Annotated in this window: 28 protein-coding genes; 14 read left to right on the top strand and 14 right to left on the bottom strand. The window is 71.4% G+C overall.

Features of this window, described 5'->3' with window-relative positions:
• Window positions 1-7 precede the first annotated feature (7 nt).
• Window positions 8-1387 carry a type VII secretion protein EccB gene (gene eccB / locus GVV04_RS20150; protein WP_161689636.1) on the top strand — a complete coding sequence of 460 codons (1380 nt, stop codon included), beginning with the start codon at window positions 8-10 and terminating at the stop codon, window positions 1385-1387.
• 121 nt (window positions 1388-1508) lie between these two features.
• Here eccB and GVV04_RS20145 read toward each other — a convergent pair whose 3' ends face one another.
• The 5 genes from GVV04_RS20145 to GVV04_RS20125 all read right to left on the bottom strand — a co-directional run bounded on the left by GVV04_RS20145 (window position 1509) and on the right by GVV04_RS20125 (window position 6293).
• Window positions 1509-2126 carry a class I SAM-dependent methyltransferase gene (locus tag GVV04_RS20145; RefSeq protein WP_161689635.1) on the bottom strand — a complete coding sequence of 206 codons (618 nt, stop codon included), beginning with the start codon at window positions 2124-2126 and terminating at the stop codon, window positions 1509-1511.
• A gap of 118 nt (window positions 2127-2244) precedes the next feature.
• Window positions 2245-2967, bottom strand: coding sequence for a VOC family protein (locus GVV04_RS20140; RefSeq protein WP_161689634.1), 723 nt, complete (start codon window positions 2965-2967; stop codon window positions 2245-2247).
• 106 nt (window positions 2968-3073) lie between these two features.
• The gene (locus GVV04_RS20135; protein ID WP_161689633.1) at window positions 3074-3940 is read right to left on the bottom strand and encodes a carbohydrate ABC transporter permease; all 867 of its coding nucleotides are present in this window, start codon (window positions 3938-3940) and stop codon (window positions 3074-3076) included.
• Entirely contained in the window at window positions 3940-4908 is a 969-nt protein-coding gene (locus GVV04_RS20130; protein ID WP_161689632.1) for a carbohydrate ABC transporter permease, read from the bottom strand. Before GVV04_RS20130 ends, GVV04_RS20135 begins: the two co-directional genes overlap by 1 nt.
• Window positions 4905-6293, bottom strand: coding sequence for an ABC transporter substrate-binding protein (locus tag GVV04_RS20125; RefSeq protein ID WP_161689631.1), 1389 nt, complete (start codon window positions 6291-6293; stop codon window positions 4905-4907). Before GVV04_RS20125 ends, GVV04_RS20130 begins: the two co-directional genes overlap by 4 nt.
• 118 nt (window positions 6294-6411) lie before the next feature.
• Between GVV04_RS20125 and GVV04_RS20120 the strand changes: the two genes are divergently transcribed.
• The 5 genes from GVV04_RS20120 (at window position 6412) to GVV04_RS20100 (ending at window position 10910) form a co-directional block, all read left to right on the top strand.
• On the top strand, window positions 6412-7449 hold the full coding sequence (locus GVV04_RS20120) for a zinc-binding dehydrogenase (RefSeq protein WP_161689630.1): 1038 nt from the start codon (window positions 6412-6414) through the stop codon (window positions 7447-7449).
• A 2-nt stretch (window positions 7450-7451) separates the two neighbouring features.
• Window positions 7452-8270, top strand: a complete 819-nt coding sequence (locus GVV04_RS20115; protein ID WP_161689629.1) for a sugar phosphate isomerase/epimerase family protein — start codon at window positions 7452-7454, stop codon at window positions 8268-8270.
• A 122-nt stretch (window positions 8271-8392) separates the two neighbouring features.
• Window positions 8393-9745 carry an MGH1-like glycoside hydrolase domain-containing protein gene (locus tag GVV04_RS20110; protein WP_161689936.1) on the top strand — a complete coding sequence of 451 codons (1353 nt, stop codon included), beginning with the start codon at window positions 8393-8395 and terminating at the stop codon, window positions 9743-9745.
• A gap of 3 nt (window positions 9746-9748) precedes the next feature.
• Entirely contained in the window at window positions 9749-10303 is a 555-nt protein-coding gene (locus tag GVV04_RS20105; protein ID WP_161689628.1) for an AAA family ATPase, read from the top strand.
• 166 nt (window positions 10304-10469) lie between these two features.
• Window positions 10470-10910, top strand: coding sequence for a hypothetical protein (locus tag GVV04_RS20100; protein WP_161689627.1), 441 nt, complete (start codon window positions 10470-10472; stop codon window positions 10908-10910).
• A 192-nt stretch (window positions 10911-11102) separates the two neighbouring features.
• Here the strand turns inward: GVV04_RS20100 and GVV04_RS20095 are convergent, their stop codons facing one another.
• Window positions 11103-11390, bottom strand: coding sequence for a hypothetical protein (locus GVV04_RS20095; protein ID WP_074310625.1), 288 nt, complete (start codon window positions 11388-11390; stop codon window positions 11103-11105).
• Between the two features lie 79 nt (window positions 11391-11469).
• Here GVV04_RS20095 and GVV04_RS20090 point away from each other — a divergent pair, with 79 nt between their 5' ends.
• Window positions 11470-11754, top strand: a complete 285-nt coding sequence (locus tag GVV04_RS20090) for a Mu transposase domain-containing protein (protein ID WP_235966484.1) — start codon at window positions 11470-11472, stop codon at window positions 11752-11754.
• A gap of 23 nt (window positions 11755-11777) precedes the next feature.
• Complete coding sequence (locus GVV04_RS20085) at window positions 11778-12566, top strand: hypothetical protein (protein ID WP_161689626.1); 789 nt, start codon at window positions 11778-11780, stop codon at window positions 12564-12566.
• Between the two features lie 114 nt (window positions 12567-12680).
• Here GVV04_RS20085 and GVV04_RS20080 read toward each other — a convergent pair whose 3' ends face one another.
• The 4 genes from GVV04_RS20080 to GVV04_RS20065 all read right to left on the bottom strand — a co-directional run bounded on the left by GVV04_RS20080 (window position 12681) and on the right by GVV04_RS20065 (window position 16655).
• On the bottom strand, window positions 12681-13205 hold the full coding sequence (locus GVV04_RS20080) for an HAD domain-containing protein (RefSeq protein WP_161689935.1): 525 nt from the start codon (window positions 13203-13205) through the stop codon (window positions 12681-12683).
• A 314-nt stretch (window positions 13206-13519) separates the two neighbouring features.
• Complete coding sequence (locus GVV04_RS20075; RefSeq protein WP_161689625.1) at window positions 13520-15049, bottom strand: hypothetical protein; 1530 nt, start codon at window positions 15047-15049, stop codon at window positions 13520-13522.
• A gap of 144 nt (window positions 15050-15193) precedes the next feature.
• On the bottom strand, window positions 15194-15691 hold the full coding sequence (locus GVV04_RS20070; RefSeq protein WP_161689624.1) for a YcxB family protein: 498 nt from the start codon (window positions 15689-15691) through the stop codon (window positions 15194-15196).
• Window positions 15692-15881: 190 nt separating this feature from the next.
• A complete protein-coding gene (locus GVV04_RS20065) occupies window positions 15882-16655 on the bottom strand; it encodes a maleylpyruvate isomerase family mycothiol-dependent enzyme (protein ID WP_201753834.1) in 774 nt (257 codons plus the stop codon).
• 915 nt (window positions 16656-17570) lie between these two features.
• On the opposite strand from GVV04_RS20065, the gene GVV04_RS20060 reads away from it, so the two are divergent.
• A complete protein-coding gene (locus tag GVV04_RS20060) occupies window positions 17571-17945 on the top strand; it encodes a cyclic-phosphate processing receiver domain-containing protein (protein WP_161689623.1) in 375 nt (124 codons plus the stop codon).
• 56 nt (window positions 17946-18001) lie between these two features.
• On the opposite strand, the gene GVV04_RS20055 is transcribed toward GVV04_RS20060, so the two are convergent.
• Window positions 18002-18469, bottom strand: a complete 468-nt coding sequence (locus tag GVV04_RS20055) for a VOC family protein (protein ID WP_201753833.1) — start codon at window positions 18467-18469, stop codon at window positions 18002-18004.
• A gap of 225 nt (window positions 18470-18694) precedes the next feature.
• On the opposite strand from GVV04_RS20055, the gene GVV04_RS20050 reads away from it, so the two are divergent.
• Window positions 18695-18874: a hypothetical protein gene (locus GVV04_RS20050; RefSeq protein ID WP_161689622.1), complete on the top strand. Its 180-nt coding sequence runs from the start codon at window positions 18695-18697 to the stop codon at window positions 18872-18874.
• 109 nt (window positions 18875-18983) lie between these two features.
• On the opposite strand, the gene GVV04_RS20045 is transcribed toward GVV04_RS20050, so the two are convergent.
• Window positions 18984-19667 (bottom strand): DUF7919 family protein, encoded by a 684-nt coding sequence (locus tag GVV04_RS20045; protein WP_161689621.1) that lies wholly within the window; start codon window positions 19665-19667, stop codon window positions 18984-18986.
• 49 nt (window positions 19668-19716) lie between these two features.
• Between GVV04_RS20045 and GVV04_RS20040 the strand changes: the two genes are divergently transcribed.
• Window positions 19717-20142 carry an NUDIX domain-containing protein gene (locus tag GVV04_RS20040; protein WP_161689620.1) on the top strand — a complete coding sequence of 142 codons (426 nt, stop codon included), beginning with the start codon at window positions 19717-19719 and terminating at the stop codon, window positions 20140-20142.
• A gap of 46 nt (window positions 20143-20188) precedes the next feature.
• Here the strand turns inward: GVV04_RS20040 and GVV04_RS20035 are convergent, their stop codons facing one another.
• Both GVV04_RS20035 and GVV04_RS20030 read right to left on the bottom strand, forming a co-directional pair.
• The gene (locus tag GVV04_RS20035; RefSeq protein WP_161689619.1) at window positions 20189-20434 is read right to left on the bottom strand and encodes a flavin reductase; all 246 of its coding nucleotides are present in this window, start codon (window positions 20432-20434) and stop codon (window positions 20189-20191) included.
• Window positions 20434-20751, bottom strand: a complete 318-nt coding sequence (locus tag GVV04_RS20030) for a hypothetical protein (protein ID WP_328822476.1) — start codon at window positions 20749-20751, stop codon at window positions 20434-20436. The genes GVV04_RS20035 and GVV04_RS20030 overlap by 1 nt, the downstream gene beginning before the upstream one ends.
• 465 nt (window positions 20752-21216) lie before the next feature.
• On the opposite strand from GVV04_RS20030, the gene GVV04_RS20025 reads away from it, so the two are divergent.
• From GVV04_RS20025 to GVV04_RS20015, 3 genes are all read left to right on the top strand, one after another.
• Window positions 21217-21984, top strand: a complete 768-nt coding sequence (locus tag GVV04_RS20025; protein WP_161689618.1) for a helix-turn-helix domain-containing protein — start codon at window positions 21217-21219, stop codon at window positions 21982-21984.
• The gene (locus GVV04_RS20020; protein WP_161689931.1) at window positions 21981-22175 is read left to right on the top strand and encodes a DUF397 domain-containing protein; all 195 of its coding nucleotides are present in this window, start codon (window positions 21981-21983) and stop codon (window positions 22173-22175) included. Before GVV04_RS20025 ends, GVV04_RS20020 begins: the two co-directional genes overlap by 4 nt.
• A gap of 64 nt (window positions 22176-22239) precedes the next feature.
• Window positions 22240-22860, top strand: coding sequence for a GNAT family N-acetyltransferase (locus GVV04_RS20015; protein ID WP_161689617.1), 621 nt, complete (start codon window positions 22240-22242; stop codon window positions 22858-22860).
• The last annotated feature ends 533 nt before the right edge of the window (window positions 22861-23393 follow it).

Raw genomic sequence — 23393 nt, 5'->3', positions numbered from 1 at the left:
GGACCGCATGCCGTCGCGGCAGGACCAGCTTCACTCGTACCAGTTCACCGTCCAGCGGGCGGTAGCCGCCCTGGTGATGCGGGAGACGGACCCGGCGCGGTCGCCGTTCCGGCGGCTGGCCGGGGCCGGGCTGGCCGGCGTGCTGGTCGCCGCGATCGCCCTCGGCGGCTTCGCCCTGTACGGGCTCTTCACCGGCAGCGGCAGCAAGTGGCGCGACCCCGGCGCGGTGATCGTGGAGAAGGAGTCCGGCGCCCGCTTCGTCTACCGCGACCAGAAGCTGCACCCGGTGCTCAACTACGCCTCCGCGCTGCTGATCATCGGCGTCGGTAGCCCGCAGACCGTGCTGGTCGCCCGCCGCTCGATCGAGGGGGTGCCGCGCGGCCTGCCGCTGGGCATCCCCGACGCCCCGGACTCGCTGCCCGAGCGGTCCCGCCTGTCGACCGCCCCGTGGACCGTCTGCTCGGTCGTCACGACCGAGGCGGAGCGGGCCGCCCCCCGCTCCGCCGTGCTGATCGGGGTGGCCGCCGCCGGCGGCCGGGCGCCGGGCGACGACGCGGTCCTGCTCCGGCACCCCGGCGGCGGCCTGCATCTGGTCTGGCACGCCCGCCGGTACCTGCTGCGGGACGCCGGCCGGTCGCTCGCCGCGCTCGCCGCCACCCGCCAGCGCGCCGTGCCGGCCGCGCCGGCCCTGATCGACAGCATCCCGGCCGGGGCCGACCTCGCCCCGCCGGAGCTGCCCGGACTGGGGCGGCCCTCGGCCCTGGTGTCCGGCGCGCTGGTCGGCGACGTCTTCCTGATCCGCAACTCCGGCGGCGGCCGGCAGTACGCCGTCGCCCTCACCGACGGCCTCGCCGGCATCACCGAGTTGCAGGCCAACCTGCTGCTCGCCCGCACCGGCCAGGGCGGGCCGGAGGCGCTGACCCTGGGCCGGTTCGCCGCGCTGCCCAAGCAGCCCGACCTCGTGCCGACCGGGCCGGCCGCCCCGCCGACCGCCCCACCCCGGCTGGCCGCCCCGGACGGCGGAACGCTCTGCGTCGGGGTCGGCGACGACGGGGAGGTCCGCGACGTGCGGCTCGGCGCGGCCGTGCCCGACCTGTCCGGCAGCCCGCAGACGGCGGGCGCGTCGGCGGTCGCCGACCACGTGGTGGTCGAGCCGGGGCACGGCGCGGTCGTGGAGTCGGCCGCCGCCCCGGGGGCCACCGGCGGCGCGGTCTCCGTCGTCACCGACCTCGGCCGGCGGCACGTGCTGGCCGACCCGGAGGTGCTCGGCGTGCTCGGCTACGGGGACGTGCGACCCGTCCGGTTGCCGGCCGGCCTGGTGAGCCTGGTGCCCGCCGGCAGTCCGCTCGACCCGGCCGCCGCCCGCGCCGTCGCCGCGCCCGCCTGAGGCGGGGGTAGCGGGCACCACCTCGAACCGGATGGCTGCGCCGTAGTGCCCGCCACCGCTGAGGCGGACGGACCCGCCCCGCCGCCCGCCCCATAGGCGTGGGGCGGCGGCGTGGGGCGGGTCAGCCGACGGTCGGGTCGGCGGGGCGGCGCAGCACGGTGACCGCGAAGTCGGCGTCGTCCCGCCAGGGGCGCAGGTCCCAGGTGGCGAATCGGTTCTCCCGGCGCAGCCCGGCGGCGACCGCGTCGGCGTCGAACTCGGCCAGCGGGTAGCCCCGGTCGGTGCCGAAGCCGACCACGACCACGCCGTCCGGGCGCAGGTGGGCGACGATCCGGCGGAGCACCTCCGGCTCGGTGCCGGGCGCGACGAACGCCATCACGTTGCCGGCCACCACGGCCGCGTCGAACGGCTCCGGCTCGCCGGCTGCCGCCAGGTCCAGCTCGGCCAGGTCGCCGACCAGGAAGTGGGGGCCGGGGTAATCGGCGCGGGCGGCCTCGATCAGCGCGGGATCGGCGTCCACGCCCACCACCGTGTGGCCCCGGGCGTGCAGCGCCGCGCCGACCCGCCCGGTGCCGCAGCCGGCGTCCAGGATCCGGGAGCCCGGCGGGACCAGCGCGTCCAGCAGCCGGGCCTCCCCGGCCAGGTCGGCGCCCTCGGCCGCCAGCCGGCGGAAGCGGTCGATGTACCACTGCGAGTGCTCGGGGCCGGTGTCGGTCGTCCAGCGGGTCGGGTTGGCCATGCCCCCACGCTAGTCCGGGCCAATGGTGGGCCGGGTGGCCACCCGGGGAGGCGGCGCGGAAGGTCACCGTCGGCGCTGCGGGAGAGCCGGGCGGCCCGGGTTCCGGACCCTGGCCGCGCTACCGGGGCGTCAACACACAGAACTCGTTGCCGTCGGGGTCGGCCATGGCCACCCAGCTGACCTCGCCCTGGCCGATGTCGATTCGAGTCGCCCCGAGGGAGATCAGGCGGTCGACCTCCGCCTGCTGATCACCGTGGGCAGGTGGGGCGAGGTCGAAGTGCAGTCGCTGCTTGCCCGCCTTCGGCATCAGCGGTGGGCCGCCCCACGTGATCTTCGGGCCGCCGAGCGGAGAGCGGATCGCGGTCTCCTGGTCCTGGTCCCAGACCAGCGGCCACCCCAGCGCTTCGCTCCAGAAGTATCCGACCTCCTGCGAGCCGTCGCAGGCCAGCGCTCCGACGAATCCGCAGTCGGCAAGGAAGTTGTTGCCCGGCCCGATGACGCAGAACTCGTTGCCCTCGGGGTCGGCGAGCACCACATGCCGCTCCTCCGGGAGCTGGCCGATGTCGATGTGCTGTGCCCCCAGCCCCAGCGCCCTCGCCACCGTCTGCTGCTGGTCCTCCAGGGATGCGCTCGTCAGATCGAAGTGCATCCGGTTCTGGCCGTCCTTCCGCCGCTGGGTCGGAAGAAAGCGGATTCGGAACCCGGTGTCGTCACTGGGCAGGAGCGCGACACCGTCGCGTGGATCGTCGGCCAGGTCCCAACCCAGGACCCCGGACCAGAACCGTGCGAGACGTAGAGGATCGGTCGCGTCGATGCTGAGCGCGAACAGGTGAGTCGTCATTTCTCCGCCCATCTCCGGTTCCGCTGGCTGACCGCTGTCAACGGGACGCCTGACCAGCCGGCCGAGCGGGAGCCTAGGGTGAGCCGGGCTCACGCGCAGCCCATTATCAGCCCTTCTCCGCGCCGCTGGTGAGGCCCTCGGTGAGCAGCCGCTCGCCGGCGAAGAACAGGAGCACGATCGGCAGGGTGAGGATCACCGAGCCGGCCATCAGCACCGTCTTGGGCACCTCGACGCCGTCGGCGAGCAGCGACAGCCCGAGCGACACCGTCCACCGGTCCGGCTTGTCGACGAGGAAGAGCAGGGCGAACAGGTACTCGTTCCAGGCGATCATGAAGTCGTAGAGGGCGACCGCCATGATCGACGGGGCGGCCAGGGGGAGGCTGACCCGGCGGATGATGCCGAGCCGGCCCGCCCCGTCGATCGCGGCGGACTCCTCCAGGCTGATCGGGATCGTCTCGAAGTAGTTCTTCAGCATGTAGACCGAGACCGGCAGGGTCTGCGAGATGTAGACCAGCACCAGCCCGAACAGCGAGCCGCGCAGCCCGACCCGGGTGAAGACCACGAAGAGCGGGATCGCGATGACGATCGACGGGAACAGGTAGACCGCCAGGAACAGCGCGCTGACCTGCCGGCGGCCGAAGAACCGCAGCCGGGAGACCGCGTACGCGCCGGGAATCGCCACGACCAGGGTGAGCGCGGTGGCGGCGAGGGCGACCAGGCCGCTGTTGCGGATGAAGGTCCCGAAACCCTGGCCGCCGTCGTCGACGGCCCGGAGCACCTCGGCGTACGTGCCGACGGTGAGCTCGCCCAGCGGCACCCACAGCGATCCGGGGCGCAGCAGCACCTGCTCGATGGGGCGCACCGAGAGCACCAGCATGTACCAGAACGGCACCAGCGTGATCACGAGGAAGCCGGCGATCACCGCCCGGCGCAGCCAGCGCAGGGTCACCGTCTCGAACCGGTCCCGGTCCATCACGACTCCTCCCGGCCGGCGAAGAAGCGCAGGTACAGCGCGACGAAGGCGAGCAGCACCACGGCCAGCACGACCGCCTGCGCCGCCGCCGCGCCGACGTCGGTGCGCGCGGTGAGGAACTGGTAGACCCGGACGCTGACCACCTCGGTCCCGGCGGCCCCGCCGGTGAGCAGGTAGACGTCGTCGAACTTGTTGAACGTCATGATGAACCGCAGCACCCCCAGCAGGGCGATCACCGGCATGAGCTGGGGCAGCAGGATGTGCCGGAAGCGCTGGGTGGGGGTGGCCCCGTCGACCCGGGCGGCCTCCTCCAGCTCGCCCGGCACGGCCTGGAGCCGGGCCAGCAGGAACAGGAACGCGAACGGGAAGTACCGCCACGCCTCGAACGCGATCACCGTCCACAGGGCCGTGGAGTCCTGGGACAGGAAGGGGACCGGGGCGTCCCAGCCCAGGAACCGCTGCCCCCAGTCGTTGACGATGCCGAGCTGCGGGTCGAGCATCACCTGCCAGACGAAGGCGACGGCGACCACCGGCGCCACGTACGGCAGCAGCATCGACGCCCGGACGAGGGTGCGCCCCCGGAACGGCCGGCGCACCACCAGCGCGGCGACCAGGCCGATCAGGATCGAGCCGGTGGTGCCGCCGATGCTGTAGAGCACGGTGGTCCCCAGCGTGCCGGCGAAGCCGGGGGTGTGCACCACCCGGTCGAGGTTGTCCAGGGTGAACTCGCCGAACAGGCCGGTCTTGCGCAGGGTCGCCAGGCGTACCCGCTGGAAGGCCAGCAGGACCGTCCAGACGATCGGGACGCCGACCACCGCCAGTACGACGAGCAGGGTGGGTGCGACCAGGGCGAGGCCGGCGCGGGACTCCCGGCGGCGCAGGGTGAGCGGGCGGCGGCCGGGCCGGGCGGGCCGGCCGGTCCGTTCCCGGGCGGGGGAGTGGCCCGGGCCGGGGGCGGTGGTGGTCAATTGACGCCCGCCTTGATCGCCTCGACGTCCTTCTTCGCCCGCCGGGCCGCCGCGGCGGCGTCGGACTTCCCGGACACCACGCCGGCGAGGGCCCTGGGGACCGGCAGTTCGCCGAGGATCGCGCCGACCAGCTTGCCCTGGCCCTGGGTGAGGCCCCAGCGTTGGAAGCTGTCCGGGCTGCGGCGCAGGGCGGCGAGGACGTCGTCGCCGTACACCTGGGCCAGCGGTTGCTTGCGGTCCACGCCGGCCTGGCTGCCGTTCCAGGCGGTGAGGAACCGCTCCGGGTCGTCGGCGGTGCCCTTGCGCACGGGGAACCGGCCCTCGGGGGACATGCCGAACCAGCGCGGGTACCCGTCGCCGAGCATGAACTGCACGAGGGACTTCGCCGCGTCGGCCGCGTCGTCGAGCACCGCCCAGGAGCTGATCTCGCCGTACTGGGCCGGCTGGGCGCCGTTCGGGCCCTTGATCGCGGTGACGAAGCCGCTGTTGCGGGCGAGGTACGTCGGGTCGGCCTGGCACTGCGGGCAGGTCGGCCTGGCGTCGTCGCGCAGCCCGGCCAGCTCGTCGAGGATGAACGGCGACCAGACCAGCATCGCCGCCCTGCCGGCGAAGTAGGTGGCCCGGGTGGTGTCCACGTCCTGCGCGCCGGGTACGGAGGCGGTGCGCATCAGGTCGCCGTAGAACCGGAACGCCTCGACGCACTCGGGGGAGTCCAGCGTGACCGACCCGGAGTCGTCGGTGAGCTGGCAGTTGTTGGCCAGGGCCAGGTGTTCGAAGGTCTGCTGGGTGAACACGTCGCCCGCCGCGGTGGCCGCGGTGATGCCGGCGACCCCGCCGGTGTTCAGCTTCGCCGCGGCGGCGGCGATCTTCTCGTACGTGTCGGGGGCGGGCAGGCCGGCGGCGGCGAACAGGTCCTTGCGGTAGACCAGGAGCTGCCCCCAGCCGTCGCTGGGCACGGCGAGTTGCCGGCCGCCGTCGGCGGTGAGCTCCAGGGCCCGGGCGGAGAAGGTCTGCCGGCCCAGCGCGTCGACGATCTCGCCGTTGGCGGACGGGTGCAGCAGCTCGTTGCCGGCCAGGGTGCGCACGCCGGCCAGCGGGACGGACCCGATCACGTCGGGCAGGTCGCCGGCGGCGGCGCTGGTGGCGATCAGGGACGGGAACTGGTCCTCGTTGACGGTGACCAGGTCCACCTTGGTCCCGGTCCGGGCGGTGAAGTCGGCGATGAGTGCCCTGGTGGCGGTGACCCGGTCGGCCACGTCCTCCAGGCTCCACACGGTGAGTGTCTTGGCGTCGCCCGTCTCGTCGTCGCCGCAGGCGGGCAGGGAGACGCCGACTACTGCCAGGATCAGGGCAGAGGCGAACATCCGCATCGAGGGTGATGGCATCGGTGGCACTCCTCTCGAAGGGGTACATGACGGATTCAATATCTTCGATAGATCAATTACAAGACATATGCCGATATTTTGTTCTACGATGGAGCCCAGTGCTACCGGGATGTGACTCATGGTCAACTGGGTTGTCTCACTCGCCGGGCCCCGACGGATCAGCCTCGAGCCCTGCGCCCCGGACCCGCTCGGCCCCGGCCAGGTCCGCGTCCGCACCCGCTACTCCGGCATCTCGGCCGGCACCGAGCTGACCCTCTACCGGGGCAGCAACCCCCGGCTGAGCAAAGACTGGGACGACGCCACCCGGATGTTCGTCCCCCGCCGGGCGCCGGTGCCGTACCCGCTGGCCGGCTTCGGCTACGAGGAGGTCGGCGAGATCGTCGAGGCGGCCCCCGACGTCGCCGACCGGCACCCGGGCCAGACCGTCTGGGGCATCTGGGGCCACCGTGCCGAGGCGGTCGTCCGCGCCGACGCGGTCCACCCGCTGCCCGCCGGGCTCGACCCGCTCGCCGCCGTGTTCGCCCGGCCCGGTGCCATCGCGCTCACCGCCGTGATCGCCGGCGACCTGCACCTCGGCGACTGGGTCGGCGTCTTCGGCCAGGGCGTCATCGGGCTGCTCGCCACCCGGCTGGCCACCCTGTCCGGGGCCCGGGTGGTGGCGGTGGACCGGCTGGCCGCCCGGCTGGGCCACGCCGCCCGCTGCGGCGCCCGGCTGGTCGTCGACGCCGACGCCGAGTCCGCCGCCGTCGCGCTGCGCCGGGTGAGCGGCGGCCGGGGCGCCGACGTCTGCCTGGAGCTGTCCGGGGCGTACCCGGCGCTGCACGAGGCGATCCGGGCCACCGCCCACGCCGGCCGCGTCGTGGCGGCCGGCTTCTACCAGGGGCACGCCGACGGGCTGGGACTCGGCGAGGAGTTCCACCACAACCGGATCCAGCTCGTGGCGGCCCAGGTGTCCGGGGCCGACCCGGCGCCCGGCCTGGCCGGCCGGTGGACCGGGGCCCGGGTCGCCCACACCTTCATGGACCTGGTGGCCGAGGGCAGCGTCGACCCGCTGCCGCTGGTGAGCCACGTCGTCGACGCGGGCGCGGTGGCCGACGCGCTGGCGTTGCTCGACCACGGTGACTCCGACGTCCTCCAAGTGGTGCTGAGGTTCTAGAGATGACCATTCCGCTCGCCTGCCAGGAGCAGTTGCTCCCCGGCGCAGACCTGATCCAGAAGCACGCCCTCGCCGCCGCGCTCGGCTTCGACGGGCTCGAACTGCGCGGCCGGGGCGACCTGTCCTTCGCCAGCCGGCTGCCCGAGCTGCGCCGGGCCCGCGCCGCCGGGGTGGCGATGCCGACCGTCTGCGTCGAGATGGGCCACTTCATCGGCGACTTCGACCCCGACCGGTCCCGCGACGCCGTGACCAACCTGCGCTCCCAACTGTCGGTCATCGCCGAGCTGGGCGGCATCGGCGTGCTGACCCCCGCCGCCTGGGGGATGTTCTCCCGCCGGCTGCCGCCGTTCGAGCCGCCCCGCCCGCCGGCCGCCGACCGGCGGGTGCTCCTCGACGCCCTCGGCGTCCTCGGCGAGCACGCCCGCGCCGAGGGGGTCACCCTCTTCCTCGAACCGCTGAACCGGTACGAGGACCACATGGTCAACCGGCTCGACGAGGCGGTGGCCCTCTGCGCGGCCGTCGGGCTGCCCTCGGTGCGGGTGGTCGCCGACACCTTCCACATGAACATCGAGGAGGACGACGTGCACGCCGCCCTCCGGGCCGCCGCTCCCTACCTCGGGCACGTGCAGGTCAGCGACTCCAACCGGTGCCAGCCCGGCGCCGGTCACCTGGACTGGCGGGCACTGGTGCGTACCCTGCTGGAGGTCGACTACCGGGGCTGGCTGGCCCTGGAGTGCCGGCTGCGCGGCGAGCCCGTGCGGGCGCTGCAACAGGCCGCCACCGTGCTCCGGCACGCCGAGCCGAAGCGGGCGGTGGCGTGAGCGCCGACGCCGCCGCGTCCCCGGCCTGCCCGGCCACGGCCGACGCTGCGCTTCCGGTCGCCGCCGCGTCCCCGGCCGACGCCGCGCTCCCGGCCGACGACGCGGCCCCGGTCGGCCCGGCCATGGCCCGGGACCTCGGGGCGCTGCGGCGGCTGGCGGTCGCCACCCTCGACGGCAACTGGGAGCACGACCACACCGTCCCGTCGCGCACCCTCTACCCGCACCAGTGGAGCTGGGACTCGGCGTTCATCGCGATCGGCCTGGCCACGGCGCGTCCCGACCGCGCCTGGCGGGAGCTGCGCACCCTGTTCGCCGCCCAGTGGGCCGACGGGCGGGTGCCGCACATCGTGTTCAACCCCGCGCTGCCCGCCGGGTCCTACTTCCCGGGGCCCGGGTTCTGGGACTCCGCCCGCGCCCCGGGCGCACCCGCCACGGCCACCTCCGGCATCGTCCAGCCGCCCGTGCACGCCCTCGCCGCCTGGCTGGCGTATCGGCGAACACCGTCCGAGCGCAGCCGGGCGGAACTGGCCCGGCTCTACCCCCGGCTGGTCGCCCAACAGCGCTACCTGACCGGCCGGCGGGACGTGGGCGGGGCCGGGCTGGCCTGCCTCGTGCATCCCTGGGAGTCAGGGCTGGACAACAGCCCCGCCTGGGACCCGCCGCTGGCCGAGGTGCCCGCCGACGAGGCGGTCATGCGGGCGTACCGGAGGCACGACACCGCCCACGCCGACGCCGCGCACCGCCCCACCGACCTCGACTACGCGCGGTACGTCGCGCTGGTCGACGCCTACCGGGCGGGCCGGTACGGCGACGACGGGCTGGCCGAGCGGCACCCGTTCCTGGTGGAGTGCCCGCTGTTCAACACCGCGCTGGGGCTCGCCGAGCACGCCCTCGCCGCGATCGCCCGCGCGGTCGGCGGCGACCCCGGCCCGCACCGCGAGCGGGCGGCCCGGATCACCGCGACCCTCGTCGACCGGCTGTACGACCCGGCCACCGGCGCCTTCCACCCCCGGGACCTGCGCACCGGCCGGCTCGTGCCGGCCCGCACCGCGCTCGGCCTCGTCCCGCTGGCGCTGCCCGACCTGCCGCCCCGGCAGGTGGCCACGGTGCTGGCGGAGGCGTGTTCGCCCCGGTTCGGGCTGGCGGCGCGGATGGACCGGCCGCTGCCCAGCCACGACCGGACCGCGCCGGACTTCGAGCCGCTGCGCTACTGGCGAGGGCCGAGCTGGCTGAACCTCAACTGGCTGCTGTGGCGGGGCCTGCGCACCCACCACCGGCTCGACCTCGCCGCCGGGCTGCGCGCGTCCATGGTGGAGCTGGTCGCGACGGCCGGCTGCCACGAGTACTTCCACCCGGACACGGGGGCCGGCCTCGGCTCGCCCGCGTTCGGCTGGACCGCCGCCCTGCTGCTCGACGTCCTCGCCGACGGACCGGCGCACGATGCCCCGTCCCGCCGCGAGCGCGGCCATAAATGACCCGTGCGCAGGAGACCGATTCTTGTCGTCGTCAGCGGCCCGCCCGGCGCGGGCAAGACCACGCTCGCCCATCGACTCGCCCGGAGGATCGGCTGTCCGGCGATCTGTCGGGACGAGATCAAGGAGGGCATGGTCCATGCGGTTGGTGACTTCGTCGCCGCCCCGGCCGACGAGCTGACCCTGCGGGCCCTGCCGACGTTCTTCCAGGCGCTGGAACTGCTCCTGACGGCTGGCGTCACCACGGTGGCCGAGGCGGCCTTCCAGGATCGGCTCTGGCGTCCCCACCTGCGACCTTTGGGCGAACTCGCCGACATCCGGGTCGTCCACTGCCGGATCGCGGCTGAGACGGCATGGGACCGCATCCAGCAACGACAGGGGGAGAGCCCCACCCGGCGCGCACATGCCGACGCACACCTCATCGACCAGCACGTGCACACGGCTGGCCACGACAGCTTCGACCGCGTCCGACTCGACGTGCCCGAGTGTGAAGTCGACACCGGCGACGGCTACCGACCCGGTCTCGACGAGATCGTCGCCTTCGTGAACGCTGGCCGGTGACCTCGCCGGCCACGTCCCGTACTTCTGCGACTGACGGTCCCCGGGGAAGTTCGTCGCGGCGTGATCGTCTGCTGATTTGTGAGACGACACGCCGGACGAGTTCTCCATTAACAGCAGACGGCCGGGGCTGTCGTTGGCCGGGGGGCTGACAGGCTAGTTTGCTCGGATGAGTCTCCTCGATGACGTCGCGAAGCGTGACAGTTGGCGATGCTGGGTGTGCGACGAGCCGGTCGACGCCGGCATGTCGGTCAACGACCCGCGTGGTCCCAGCGTCGACAGCCGCACCGCCGACAAGAAGGCCAAGGTCGCCGAGCGACTCGCGCACCGTGCCTGCAACACCCGCAAGGGCGCCGTCAAGGTGGTCATCGCCTGGCCGGACCGTCTGCACGTGGTGGAGCCCGCGCCACTGATCGCCGTCGCCGAGCGACTCGAACGCAAGGGTGGCCGCGAGCTGGTCGCCCGCTGCCCGAGCAAGAAGGACGCCCAGGAGGCGGCGGACTGGCTGGTCGACCGGTTCTCCCGGCTGGTGCCCGGACTTCCGGTGACCGCAAGCGTCGACGCGGGCGGCGGACAGTACCTCGTCGCCCTGGCCGCCGGCCGCCGCTGACCGGCCGCCGCTGACCGGTGGCCCTGACCGGTGGCCCTGGTCGGCGGGCCGCCACCGGCCCAGGGCGGCCCGGACCCGAGTGCTGCGACGCCCAGCCATGGGTGAGGCAATGCGCCCGGCAGCTATCCGAACGCATTGACATCGGCGGGGTCACGTACCGGCCGTCTCCAGCCGGTGGCGATCAGTTCCTGATCAGAAGGGGGGCGCGTCCTCGCCCATCAGGGCCAGCACGACACCTCCCTTTCCGCTCTTGAGGCTCTGGACCACGACCTTGCCGGTGCTGCCGTCGGGCAGTTCCAACGTGAAGGTCTTCCCGACCGCGTTCTTGGGGCCGTTGCCGGCGCTGTTGGCGGGTCGGAAGTCGCCGGCCCACGGCGGGGTCCCACCCTTGCGGGCGGGCTCGGCGAAGAGTGCGGCGGTGCCGGGGGTCCTGGTGCCGTCCGAGGATAGAAGCACTGAGGCGCTGCGATAGGTAGCCATATGCGCCAAGGCTATCCGGACCGCGTTCGTTCGCGCCATGACAACTGCCCCGTAACGCGAATGGCCACGGGGAGCGACCTTGAGTGAGGTCATCGGCGTCCGCGCCGCCCGCGACCATGCCGCCCTTCGTCTGCTGCCGGCGCGGCCGTTTGTGGTCGCCGTCCGGCACCTGCGGCACGTCGGCAAGGCCTGCCTGGTCGCCTACGACGCGAACATCTACTCCGTCCCGGCCCGGCGGGTCCGGCATCGGCAGCTGGTCGAGGTCCGCGCCACCGCCGTGACCATCGCCATCCACGCCACCCTCCCTGACCAGCACGGCCAGACCCTGCTGGCCACCTACGATGCCATCGACGGTCACGACTAGGCATGTGCTGGAATCATGTGGTCATGCATGGTGGAGTGCGTGTTGTACCCGTTGTGCCGGCTGGGTGGACGGGGCGGTGGTGGGGCGTGTTGCGGCTCGCTCTGGTCCTGTTGTGGCTGCTTGCGGCAGCCGTCAGCTGGTGGACGGCGCCCCGGAAGCAGAGCTACGAGCAGGCGAGGGCGGACGTGACCGCTGGCCACGTGACGGCATACCAGTGGGGCGACAGCTGGGCCACCGGCGGCAGTCCACGGCCGTGGTTCGGTGCCTCCGGTCTGCGGGCGTCCAGCACGCTCGGTCCGCTGTTCGCGTGGCGGACTCCCGAGGGTCGGGTGTACTGGACCGACACCGACAGCTTCGACCAGGCCACCACCACGGGTGCCGTCGACCCGGGGAACTACTCCGGGCCCGGTGCCGTTGGTATTGCACAGGACCTGCGGGCTGGCGGCCTGGAGCAGCGCGCTGGCGAGGTCCGTCCCCTGGGGGTCGCCGTCACCGGGATCGGCCTGGTCGTCGCTGCCGTCTTCCTCGGCGTGGTTGTTGCCGGCCCGGCTCCGGTCCTCGGCACTCGATGGTTCTGGTTCTGGCTGGCCTCCACCGCACCGTACGGCCTTGGGATGCTCTTCTGGTTGTCCCGGGACCACCCGTGGTCGCGTCCAGTGGTGCCGGCCGCCATGCTCGGCGATCGGGAGCGGCGGGACCGTGGGATCCTCGGTCTCGGTCTCGGCATCCTCGCGACGATCCTGATCAGCCTTCTGCTGCTGACGCTCCACGAAGCCCTCGGTGATCGGTGGGTGCCGCTGCCTGATGCCTAGAACAACCAGAGGCAGTGGCGCGATCGAACACCCAGGCCCCGACCGTACGTCCTAGAGAGTGGTTGCGGCGCCGCCATCCACCGCGGGCGGTATGCGGCATGAGCGGGTGGGTGATCAAGCGACGCCGTCAATCTGCCCGAGCCATCGACGGACCGCTGAGAAATCCGCTTCGGTCAGGCCCACGTATGGGTCGACACGTTGCAGCAGCGCCCGCACCGGATGGTGTGCTGCTACCCATCGCCGGTCAGCATCAGTAATCTCGTCGTCAAGCCAGACGAATGGGCGGCCGGCCGCCCACCGGATAAGGAATGCGGTCTTCCAGTGCAGGCCGCGCTCCGGATCCTTGTCGTCGTCCGGCCATCCGACGACCGGCAGGTCCGGAAGCCCGAGCCGTGGCGAGATGACCTCGTTCGCCTCCGCCATCCATGTCGTCGCCCAGACCAGCTGGCATCCCAGTGCCAACAGCCTCCGCCCGTCGTATGGGTCAAGCCGATCGAGCAGGGGGTTGCCAGTACCGTCCAGTGGCTGTGCGACGCCACGGCCCAAAGAACGCTCACGGCTAATCGGCCGGGCTCTGAACGGGATCAGCGGTCCGTCGACATCGACGAAAATCAAGGGGCTGGTGGTGAGGCCGGCCATCACGCTCGAACCATATCGCGGGCCCATCCGGCTGAGCCAGGTGTGCGCACTGAAGTGATCTCAGCGGATTTTGGGCAGGTGTTTGTACTCGAAGTGTCGGCCAGGGCCGGGAGGTCGAGTTCGGCGGCGGACCTATTCAGGGCGGCGGTGGCGCCGAGTTCGTGGGCGCAACTGGTGTCGTGCGAGTGTCCGGGCGTCGCTGTGGAGGTCCAGATCGGAAGACCGTCCGGGGCATGATCGCCTGGGTGTTCGCGCCGAAGTCGCGGTGCTTTCCGATGCCGCCCGCCTCGCCGCCTTCGTCCGTGTCGCGCCGATCAACCCTCATGCGTTGCTGAGATCACCTCATGCAGGGCGATGTGGGCGTCGGTGAGGAAGCGGTCGCGGTCGTCGCCGTGGGCGATTGCCGCGTTGTATACGGCGTCGACCGCGGCGACCAGTGGATCGTCATCCGCCAGGGCGATTAGGGCGGGGAACGCGACGGACTGCTGGAGCATCTCGGTGACGTCGCCTGTGCCGAAAGTTTTTGGGTCTGGACGAATCGGGACGGTGGTGTGCGGCACCTCGGGATCGGACATCAGCCGCTTGAACGCGACGGCGCCGTGCTGCTCGGTGAAGGATCGGGGCAGTGGGCGATCGGCCTCGGCGTCGGCGAGCGCGTCGGCGATCCACCCGATCTGCTCCAGCCCGGCCACCCGCATCGCACGGCGGGCCGCCCAGCAGGCTGCCTCCCGCTGGCGTGCGGCTGGCAGCGCGTCGATGCGGTCGAGCAACGGGCGGTCGATCCGGGCCAGGGACTGCGCCTGGCTGCGGAGCCCACGGACACGATCCGACGGCGGAGCACCTCCCCACCGCTCGGCGTCGCGCTCGGCCTGCCAACGGCGATTCCTCTCGACCAGCGCGGTCGCCGCCGTGGCCTGCTCACGCAACGTCTCCATCCAGGGGTACGACCCGGCGGTGTCGAGCAGATGGTCCCAGATCAGGCCGAGGGCGAAGGCTTGCCGGCCCAGCACTGTCTCGTGCCGCAGCGTGAAACCGTCGGGGCCGAACGCCAGCCGTACGGTGCTCGCCTCGTCGTCCGGCAGCGTGGCCAGCGGATGAGGGAAGATCGGCTCGTCGGCGGCGGCCCACGACCAGGTAAGAATGTCGCCGTCGACCCGCTCCAGCCGGACCTCCAGGTCGCCGGCGGGCAGCACTCCCACAGGGGCCTCGACCGGCGTGGGCCGGTAGCGGACCACCGCCACCCGGGACAGGCCGGTGTCGTCCTCGTACGGGTCAGGTGGCAGCGGCGGCAGGATGGCCGGACGGCCGGACGGGCGCGGTACCAGTGACAGCATCGCCCACTCGGCGGCCTTTGCCGGTTTCTGCTCCGGGTCGCGGCCCTTCCGGTCGGCCAGCACGGTGCGCCACGGCCTTTCCTCGGACACCGCCCAGATGTGCAACTCGTGCCGCTCGGGCGGGTCGTCGTCGGTGCGCACGGTTTCGTGCAGGCGGTCGCGCGCGTGCACCCGAACCCGGATCAGCCCGCGCGGGACGGCGACATCGGTGAGGGCCTCCGCGGTGCCGCCCATCAGACCGATGACGGACAGCCGGCCGCTGGGACTCCAGAGGGTAGCCTCACTGATCGCGTCCCAGCCGACGTCGGTTTCCGTGGGAGGCCCAGGCAGGACACGGACGCGTGCCTCGATCCAGCCGGTGTGTATGCCGCAGAAGCCGGTGAACTGATTCGGCCCGCCGATGTGCAGCAGGTTGTCGCCGAGGGTGTAGATCTCCACGCCGGACGCGCCGGGCACTGTGGACACCCCGTATTGGCAGTAGGTGACGAACAGCCGGGCCCAGTCGGTCACGGATCTCGGAGTTCGATGATCTGCGCCAGGCAAATCGTCCATTCCCAGATCCTACCGCCGTCGTCATTGGTCCTATCAGGCACAGGGTCGATGGGAAGTTATTGCCGACACCGTCCGGCCAGGCCGGGCGGCCGGCAAATGGGTTCACCGAACCTGGAGCAGCTTACGGTTGGCCATGAATGTTCGCAACGTCTCGGCGTCTTCGGCGGACATCAAGCGGCGTGGGATCACGGTCGCCGCCATCCGGCCGACGTACACGATCCAGAACTCAGGGGTGTCCTTTACCTGGGTGACCCCGTCCCAGGCGATGCCACCGGATTCCGAGCCGCTGCGCATCATGATGTTGTCGTCGGTGATGTCGTAGGCGCCCTCGACGGCGTAGCGACCGGAGCGGCGCCGCGCGCGCAACCGCACCCACGGCCAGTACAGCATCGACAGCAGACCACCCACGATCATCGTTATCCACAGCGACGAGATCTGCTCGCCCCATGCGAACCCCCGCGAGACGGCGAAACCGATCGCCCCGACCGCCGCCAGCACCGCGCCGACATAGCCATACCTACGCAGCCGATCACTGCTGAGCGCAGCGGCCACGCGGCCCGGGTAGGCGGGATCGGCTGGGACGTCAAAACGGATGCGCACGCCAGAACGATAGTGCCCCCACCCGCCCCCAGCAGCGCATGACTCCCGCCCCCGCTGGCCGGATCGTCGGGCGCCGCCGGTTGTCAGCGGCAGATGAGCGTGTTCGGGTGGCCTTGTCGGTGACCGATCGGTGCCACATTCCGAGAATGGACATGCCCTCGGGGCGCACGAGGTGCCGCGTCGTCACGCCCTACTCATCCGGCTCCCAGGCCCTGAGCAGGTCGAACTGACGCCGGTCACCGTCGAGCTGCAGGGAGTCGATCGGGATACGGTCGTAGAGCACGAGGACCACCTCGCCAGCCGCGCCCCGGGCGGCGGCGCAGGCCGCGTCCGGGCCCTCGCCGGCGGCGGTTGCGATGGGGAGACGGGTGGCCCGTGCGCCGTCGGCGGAGAGCGCCAGGCGCCAGGAGCGGCCCTCGGTGGCGTGGAAGTCGACGGCGGCGGGCTTGTGCGGCCAGGCGCTCGTCGTTGCGCAGCAGGTGGACAGGAACTCGTCGACACCGTCGAGTGCTATTTCGTCCGGCAGCGGCTGCGCGACGCCCAGGGTGACCTGGGCGTCGTAGGTGTGCACCGTGATCTCCTGGAGCTGGTGCCGGGCGACGGCACCGCAGGTCTGCGGTGACTGCGACGTGCCCCACCACGTCCAGCAACCGCGATCCGGGCCGGCCTCTCGCAGTGCGTCCAGTAGCGCCTGTGTCGATGCGGCGGACCAGGCCAGCAGGGCCTCGAGCTCCCGAGGCGCAGCCGGGGCGCCCGCCGATGCGGACTTGGCCGAGGCGGCTGGCCCTGCGGCGATGGTGGCGGCCCAGGAGTGGCGCCCCTCGCCCAGGTGCTGCGCCAGATCGAACAGCGTCCACTCGGGGCAGGTCGGCACCTGCACGTCGAGGCTGGGCGCGGAGGCGAGCGCGGCACGGAAGGCGGTCGATCGCTCGTCGATCAGCCGCAGCAAGTCGGGGAACTCCAAGGCGAGTGCGATGATCGGATCGTGTCGCTGTGGGACGCCACCTGGCGCATCGGAGTACCGCTGATCGTCGTCGTCGGCGCCGTAACCGCTGGGTCTGTCGCATTCTTCGCCCCGCCCGACAAATTCTCTCGGCCACGGGGCTGGCAGTGGGCGTGGGTGGGGCTATGGCTGATGATGACCGGCGAGGCGGCGTTCGGCTACAACAGATCGTGGTTCGAGCGTGCCTGGAAGGGTGCCACCGCGTTGCTCGTTGTCGTAGCCGTCACGGTCGCTGCGTGGCGCCACTACCGGTGGCGAAAGCGTGTCCGGCTTGCGGACGACTCGCCTCAGCTCGGCACTCGGCAGCCTCGGCCGGACTCGTAGCTCGGCCATCGGCAAGGTCGCCCCCCGCCTTGACCGACCGGCTGTGACGCAGCGTTACGCACATCGGCGGCATGAGCGGCTGCGTCGGCACATGCACTACCGATCGGGCGGTGGCAGCCGAAGCAGGGGGAGTGTTTCGGCGGACGCCGATCGGGCGATCAGACCAGCGGGTCGCATGGGAACGATCGGACCAGGCCTTCTTCGCCCTGCGAATGCCCCGGGGGGTCGACGCTACGCCGCCCCGTACACCGGGCAGCCGGGTGGCAGCCTGACGATTTCGCCCCGCACCCGGTCGGGGCCTGTTCTTCGGCCCCTATGGAGCTGCCCCGTCTACGCGCCCGCTCCATCGGTAGCACAAACGGGGCAGCTCCATAGGGGCCAACGGAGGGTAGGCCGACCCGGCGAAGATGCACGCGATGACGGATGCGTTCACCGGCACGGGCTTCCGCCTCTGAGCCCGGGCCCGGGCTGCCGCCGCTCGCTGCCCCAGTAGCCCACAGGTAGCGGCAAATCCGGGCGCCGGAGCACGGCGACTTCAGGCATCATCCCGGGGTGGATGCCAGCGAGGTCAGGGTCATTCTGGTTGACGATCTTCGTTCTTTCGTGGACGGCCGCAGGGCGGAAGTGGCCCGTACCAGTGCGGCTGGGGTCCAGCTCCTCGACCGGTACCGGGGCCGGCGGCTGGACGAGTTGTGGCTGGACCATGACCTGGGCGGGGACGACACGATCTGGCCGGTCGTGGAGATGCTGGAACGGGCCGCGTTCGAGGATCGCCGGCTCGACATCGGTGTCGTCTACGTCCACTCCGCCAACCCGGCCGGTGCCGGGAAGATCGTTCAGGTTCTGCGGCATTGGGGCTACCAGGTCCATGTCGCGTCGGGCTCGACGGACGTCAGCTATCTCGACGGGCCCGCCAGTGCGAGGTGACCGGTGGTCGGTGCCAGAGCGCCCCGCGGGCCGGTCGAGCCGCGCATGGGTAGCGCTCAGCCGATGCGCTCGGCCAGCGAGACGATGATCCCTTCCGGCCCTCGGACGTAGGCCATCCGCCAAGCACCCTCGTACTCGCCGACGCCACCGATCAGGCCGTATCCCTCGCTCGCTGCCCAATCGACGGCGGCCTGCAAGTCGTTGACCTCGAAGGACACGTTGCGTAATCCCAGCTCGTTGGCCATGGCCGCCGGCGAGCCCGGCACGGACTCGGGCCGCACGAACCTTGCGAGTTCCAGGCGGGCGCCACCGTCGGGCGACTTCAGCATGACGATCTCGGTGCGGGAGTCGGGAATGCCGCAGACTGTCTCCAAGAACTCGCCCTCGACGAACGCCCTGCCCTCGACCTCTAGGCCGAGCGCCACGAAGAAGGCGGTCACGACATCAAGATCTGCAATCGTGATGCCGACGTGGTCGAAGCGTCGTACATGTGACATGGACCGTGCTCCCGTCGTATCGATCATGTATTTGCCACGGTGGGCGGTCCCAGTACCAGGCCAACCGAGAAGACCGGTCGTAACCGGGTGGACGTCCGCAACCCGTCACGGGCGAGCACCGAAGTGTGGGCCGGCTCGACCGCACCAAAGTACCGAGCGTAATGGTCACCAGCGATCCGCAGCGCACGGTCGGCGGCAGATCCGGATGTTCTGGAGCTCCCCGTGGCGGCCCTGACGTGCAAGCATTGTCATATGGACAAGCAGATTGCTGACCTCGACAGCACTCAGAGTCGCTCCGCCCGCTTCGGCAGGCTGCCGGCGCGGGTCCGCCCAGACGCCACCGTCGAGATGGTCGAGACCTCACCGCCCCAGGGCAGGCCGGATGCAGCGGGCACTGAAGAACAACGTCAGGTGTCTCTCGCCGGCGGCTGATGGCGTCACCACGCGCTCATCGGCTACGACCGCGCCGCGCCCGCCCTCCGTGGGCAGCGGCTGCGTTCCGAGGCGAGCGGTCAGCGGCAGCGGCGGATGCCCGTGGACGTCACCGGCCCGATGCTTCGTCAATGCCGTACCGCACCATGACGTGCAAGTCCTCGGCGAGCAGATTGCTCGCGAGGCCACGAGCCACGAACGCCGCCAACGAGCGGCCGATCTCGTCTCCCGCCACGTCGGCCAGTTCCTCATCGTGTGCGGCGTGCCACAACGCGTCCAACCCGCGCGGGTCGTTCCAGTTCGCGAGGTCGACTGCGGCCTGGCACCGAAAGTCCGGGTCCTCCGACTGGTCCAGCAGCACTGCGCGCAAGCGCTCGGCGCGCCAGTCCCACTGCGGTTGCCCGGCCGCCCGCAAGCCGTCGCGCAGTTCCCCAGGTGGCCGGTATCCGTGTTCTTCAACGTAATGCATGATCATCATCGGCGCGGCGTAGATCTGCCCGTCGGGCAGGTAGTAGCGATACTCGCCGTTACCCTCAAAGGCCCCGCAGAAGTCACAGTCGTGCCAGCCGAGCGTGACGCTGCCGAGCCGCCGGGAGATGGCCCTGAGTTGCTCCATCTCGGCACCAGTCATCGGCGCCGCGCCCGTGCCCTGCACCCCATGATGGTGCCCCAGCCATCCGATGGCCCGCATCGGCAGCGGAAAGCCGAGGTAGTCGTACGGCGACAGGTCAAAATATTCCACGCCACGATCATCCAGCAGGTAGAAACTGAGACCGATCAGTACGCCGGCCACCGTTCGGCACGGGACAGAGTCGGCTTACGGCGGGTGGCACAATGCGCCTGTGTCGATCTCCGCGGAAGGCTCTCCCAAGGCTCGCATCGTCACGGCGTTGCTGCGGGACGACAACCGGATACTGTTATGTCACCGATCTCCCCGCCGCCGTTGGTATCCCGACGTCTGGGACCTGCCCGGTGGGCACGTGGAGCCCGGGGAACTGCCCGGCGCGGCACTTGCTCGAGAGCTTCGAGAGGAGCTGGGCATCGACATCGCGGCGCCGTCGGGTCCGCCCGTGCATGAAGTTCGTGCCGACACGTTCGACATGCAGATCTGGCTGATCGAAGCGTGGACGGGGTCTCCGGTCAACGTCGCGCCGGACGAACACGATGCCATCGCGTGGTTCACCGAGGATGCGCTTGGAGAACTGTCCCTGGCTCATGACAGCTACCTTGCGATGTTCAGTAAGGTTCTTGGCGAGCATCGAGCCTGACCACCACGGTTCCAGGCTGGCAGCCGGGGCGGGCGGCCGGGGCGGGCTACCGTGGCGCGCGGACCCAGGACAGGAAGCGGTTGGTCAGGTCGCGCGGCGGGGCCGACGGGTGCAGCGCCGTCAGGTGGACCCTCGCCTCCTCCTGGAGCATCGCCAGGTAGAACAGCAGGGCCGTCCGGTTGCCCTGGTACTCGGCCAGCAGCGACAGCCGCGCCGGGCCGCACGGCCACGGAGCCCCGCAACGTCTGCACAGCCAGAGGGGCCGGATCGGGAGGTGCGGGCTGCCGGGCATCAGCGGTACCGCAGCGCGGTCGCCCGCGCCTCCTCGTCGCTGATCGGCAGGAACCACAGGAACCGCTCCACGATCTCCGGCGGGGTCGGGCCGTCGGGCTGGCCCCGCAGGTCGCGGATCGCCGGGCGGAGGAAGAGCGTGAAGACCGCCAGCAGTACGCCGCGAAGGTGGTCGTCCATCGGCAGGCTCCGCCATACGGAGCACGGGAACGGCTCGCCGTCGGCCTCGCACAGCCAGGCGGGGCCCGCCGCGCAGTGCAACTCCAGCGCCACCGGGCCGCGAGCCCGCCTCACCACCGGCCCCCGTTCCCGTGCCACGTCTCCAGCCGACCGTGTGGCTCGACGGCGATGCCCCACCCGACCCGCGTCGCCATGTCGTTACGCGGTACGCGCAGCGGCGGGACCATCGGGCCGACGAGCGGCGGGTCGTACCGCGCGGGTTTCGGCTCGGTCTTCGGCTCGGGCTCGGTTTTCGACTCGCGCCTCTCCTTCCTGGCCCTGTCCTCGCGGCACACCTGGCACGCGCAGTGCCGGCCGCGATAGGCCCGGTGACGTCCTCCTCGGTGCGACATGGCTCTCCCTCGTCCGTCGAGATTAGAGAGGGAGCCGCCCGCTCGGTGTGGTGCGGGAAGGACCGGGCGGCCCCCTCGACGAACGCGAGCCGGGAACCTGCCAGCCGACCCACGCCGTCCTGAAAACACCCTCGCCGAGGGTTGCGAGACAATCACACCGCGTAGCAGGATGGAGTTGAAGTGCACGGGACAATCCAGAGAGGGAAGCCGGATGAACCATGCCGTTGTCGAGGCCATGACGGCCGCCGGGTTGACCGCTGAAACGCTCGCAGCTCAGGTGGGTGTAGACCCGAAGACCGCAGGGCGGTGGGCAAGTCCCGGACATATCCCGCAGTCCCGGCATCGGGCGAAGGTTGCCGCCATCCTCGGCCGGGAAGTCGCCGAGTTGTGGCCGGAGGCTCTGAAGCGTCGCGGTCCGACATGGCTGCGCGAGTGGGTTGATTGGGAGCGCGACTCCCTCACGCTGCGGTGGTACGAACTGGCGTGGGTGCCGGGCCTACTCCAGACCGAGGCGTACGCGCGGGCAACGCTGGCCGGCGAGTCGTTGTCCGCCGAGGCCGTCGCCCAGCTGGTCAAGGCGCGCTTGGGTCGGCAAGCGATCCTGCAACGGGACTGCCCGCCCCTGTTCATCGCGATCATCGACGAGGCGGTCCTGCGGCGATCGGCGTACGGCGACCGAGGCCTCATGCGCGAGCAGTGCGAATACCTGGCCGAGTGTGCACAACGCCCCGCGGTGCAGGTCTACATCGTGCCGGCCACCGCCGGCATGTACCCGGGTCTCGGCGGCCCGATCATCCTGGCCGAACTACCCGATGGCGAACAGGTCGCGCATGTCGACAGCCAGGCACCTGCGCAGATCATCAACCAAGGTTCGGGCGTTGCTACGCTGGTCCGGCGATGGGAGCGCATTCGCGGCGAAGCCCTCTCCCGGGCGCAGTCACTGGACCTCATCAGGGAAGCGGCGGCATCATGGACATGAGCCAGGCGCAATGGCGCAAGAGCACGAAGAGCGGTAACAACGGCGGATCGTGCGTCGAGGTTGCCGACAACCTTGCCGGTGTTGTCCTCGTCCGTGACACGAAGGACCGCGACGGCGGGACGCTGGCCTTCGCGCCGGCCGCCTGGGCGGGGTTCGTGGACCTCGCGAAGAATCTCGGTCCCGTCGGCTGACCGACCAGCCCGGCTCAGCAGTAATTCGATCGCACCGCCGGCATCGTCATGTGAGTCTTGCCGGGTGGCCCAACCCGTCCTGCGCACCGACCGCCTCCTGCTGGTTCCGCTCGCGGACCGGCACCTTGAGGCGGAAGTCCAGCTCGACTCCGATCCGGAGGTGCTCCGCTACCTCACCGGCCGGGCGCGATCCAGCGCCGAGGTGGCCGAGTCCCACGCGCGGAGGATGGCCATGGCCGACAAGGTGGACGGCCTGGGCTACTGGATGGCGTTCGGCACTGCCGGCGGTGTGCGTGGCTCGACGCCACCGGCCCATGAGGACCAGGGCGAGTTCGTCGGGCTCATGATGCTTCCGCCGGCGCACGGCCCCGACCAACCCGACGACCCGACCGTCGCGGAACTCGGCTACCGCCTCGTCCGGCGGCACTGGCGGAAGGGCCTGGCCAGCGAGGCGTCCCGCGCCCTGCTGCGGCACGCCTTCGACACCGTCGGGCAGGGCCGGGTGATCGCGCAGACCATGGCCGTGAACGCCGGCTCCCGGGGTGTGATGGAGGCCGTCGGCATGCGGTACGCGCGCACGTACTTCCCGACCTGGGACGACCCGTTGCCGGGAGCCGACCTTGGTGAGGTCGAGTACGAGATGACCCGCGCGATGTGGGTGGCGTCCCGTACGCGGCCGTTCTGATCCCCGCGCGGCCGACGGCCCCCGCCCCGGTTCCGGGTGATCAGCGGCGGTCGGAGGTCACGGCGTCGAGCCCGGGTCGGTCGCCGCCACCCGGCGGGCCGGGGGACCCCGGTTCCGCCGTCGACCCCGATGATCGTGACGTGGCTGATCTGCTTGAGTTCGATCACGCCGCCGGCGGCGGTGTTGCAACTGTCGGCCGACACCCTACCGGCAAGGGTCTCGTCCGGATTGCGCCACTATGGACTGTTCTGCCTGAGGCGGCGATCGCCGTACGGCGGCGGTCGCCCCTCTCGGCCTGCCCTCCTGATCTGTGACTCAGGGCACGCCGCATGGGAAAACCCCCGGCCAGCAGGGGCTTTGGCCGCAAGATTACTGGCGGGTACGCCCTTAAGTCCAAGATCCTCTACGCGCTAGAGGACTGATCGGGTGAATCTCTCCGGCCGTCCCGGGCGGGCGTCGTCGGCTCTTCGGTCCGACTCCAATCGATGATCTTGCCGGCCAGTTGTCGGCCCATATGCTGCATCCATTGTGTA

The sequence above is a fragment of the Micromonospora rubida genome, assembly GCF_009908295.1.
GTDB classification, from domain to species: domain Bacteria; phylum Actinomycetota; class Actinomycetes; order Mycobacteriales; family Micromonosporaceae; genus Micromonospora; species Micromonospora rubida.
This window is presented reverse-complemented; position numbering and strand designations above follow the sequence as displayed.

Bases quoted from the DNA above. Each gene is read 5' to 3' on its own strand.
- eccB (WP_161689636.1), top strand. From the start codon at position 8: ATGCCGTCGCGGCAGGACCAGCTTCACTCGTACCAGTTCACCGTCCAG.
- GVV04_RS20145 (WP_161689635.1), bottom strand. From the start codon at position 2,126: ATGGCCAACCCGACCCGCTGGACGACCGACACCGGCCCCGAGCACTCG.
- GVV04_RS20140 (WP_161689634.1), bottom strand. From the start codon at position 2,967: ATGACGACTCACCTGTTCGCGCTCAGCATCGACGCGACCGATCCTCTA.
- GVV04_RS20135 (WP_161689633.1), bottom strand. From the start codon at position 3,940: ATGGACCGGGACCGGTTCGAGACGGTGACCCTGCGCTGGCTGCGCCGG.
- GVV04_RS20125 (WP_161689631.1), bottom strand. From the start codon at position 6,293: ATGCCATCACCCTCGATGCGGATGTTCGCCTCTGCCCTGATCCTGGCA.
- GVV04_RS20120 (WP_161689630.1), top strand. From the start codon at position 6,412: ATGGTCAACTGGGTTGTCTCACTCGCCGGGCCCCGACGGATCAGCCTC.
- GVV04_RS20115 (WP_161689629.1), top strand. From the start codon at position 7,452: ATGACCATTCCGCTCGCCTGCCAGGAGCAGTTGCTCCCCGGCGCAGAC.
- GVV04_RS20110 (WP_161689936.1), top strand. From the start codon at position 8,393: ATGGCCCGGGACCTCGGGGCGCTGCGGCGGCTGGCGGTCGCCACCCTC.
- GVV04_RS20100 (WP_161689627.1), top strand. From the start codon at position 10,470: ATGAGTCTCCTCGATGACGTCGCGAAGCGTGACAGTTGGCGATGCTGG.
- GVV04_RS20095 (WP_074310625.1), bottom strand. From the start codon at position 11,390: ATGGCTACCTATCGCAGCGCCTCAGTGCTTCTATCCTCGGACGGCACC.
- GVV04_RS20085 (WP_161689626.1), top strand. From the start codon at position 11,778: ATGCATGGTGGAGTGCGTGTTGTACCCGTTGTGCCGGCTGGGTGGACG.
- GVV04_RS20080 (WP_161689935.1), bottom strand. From the start codon at position 13,205: ATGGCCGGCCTCACCACCAGCCCCTTGATTTTCGTCGATGTCGACGGA.
- GVV04_RS20055 (WP_201753833.1), bottom strand. From the start codon at position 18,469: ATGATCGATACGACGGGAGCACGGTCCATGTCACATGTACGACGCTTC.
- GVV04_RS20050 (WP_161689622.1), top strand. From the start codon at position 18,695: ATGGACAAGCAGATTGCTGACCTCGACAGCACTCAGAGTCGCTCCGCC.
- GVV04_RS20035 (WP_161689619.1), bottom strand. From the start codon at position 20,434: ATGCCCGGCAGCCCGCACCTCCCGATCCGGCCCCTCTGGCTGTGCAGA.
- GVV04_RS20025 (WP_161689618.1), top strand. From the start codon at position 21,217: ATGAACCATGCCGTTGTCGAGGCCATGACGGCCGCCGGGTTGACCGCT.
- GVV04_RS20020 (WP_161689931.1), top strand. From the start codon at position 21,981: ATGAGCCAGGCGCAATGGCGCAAGAGCACGAAGAGCGGTAACAACGGC.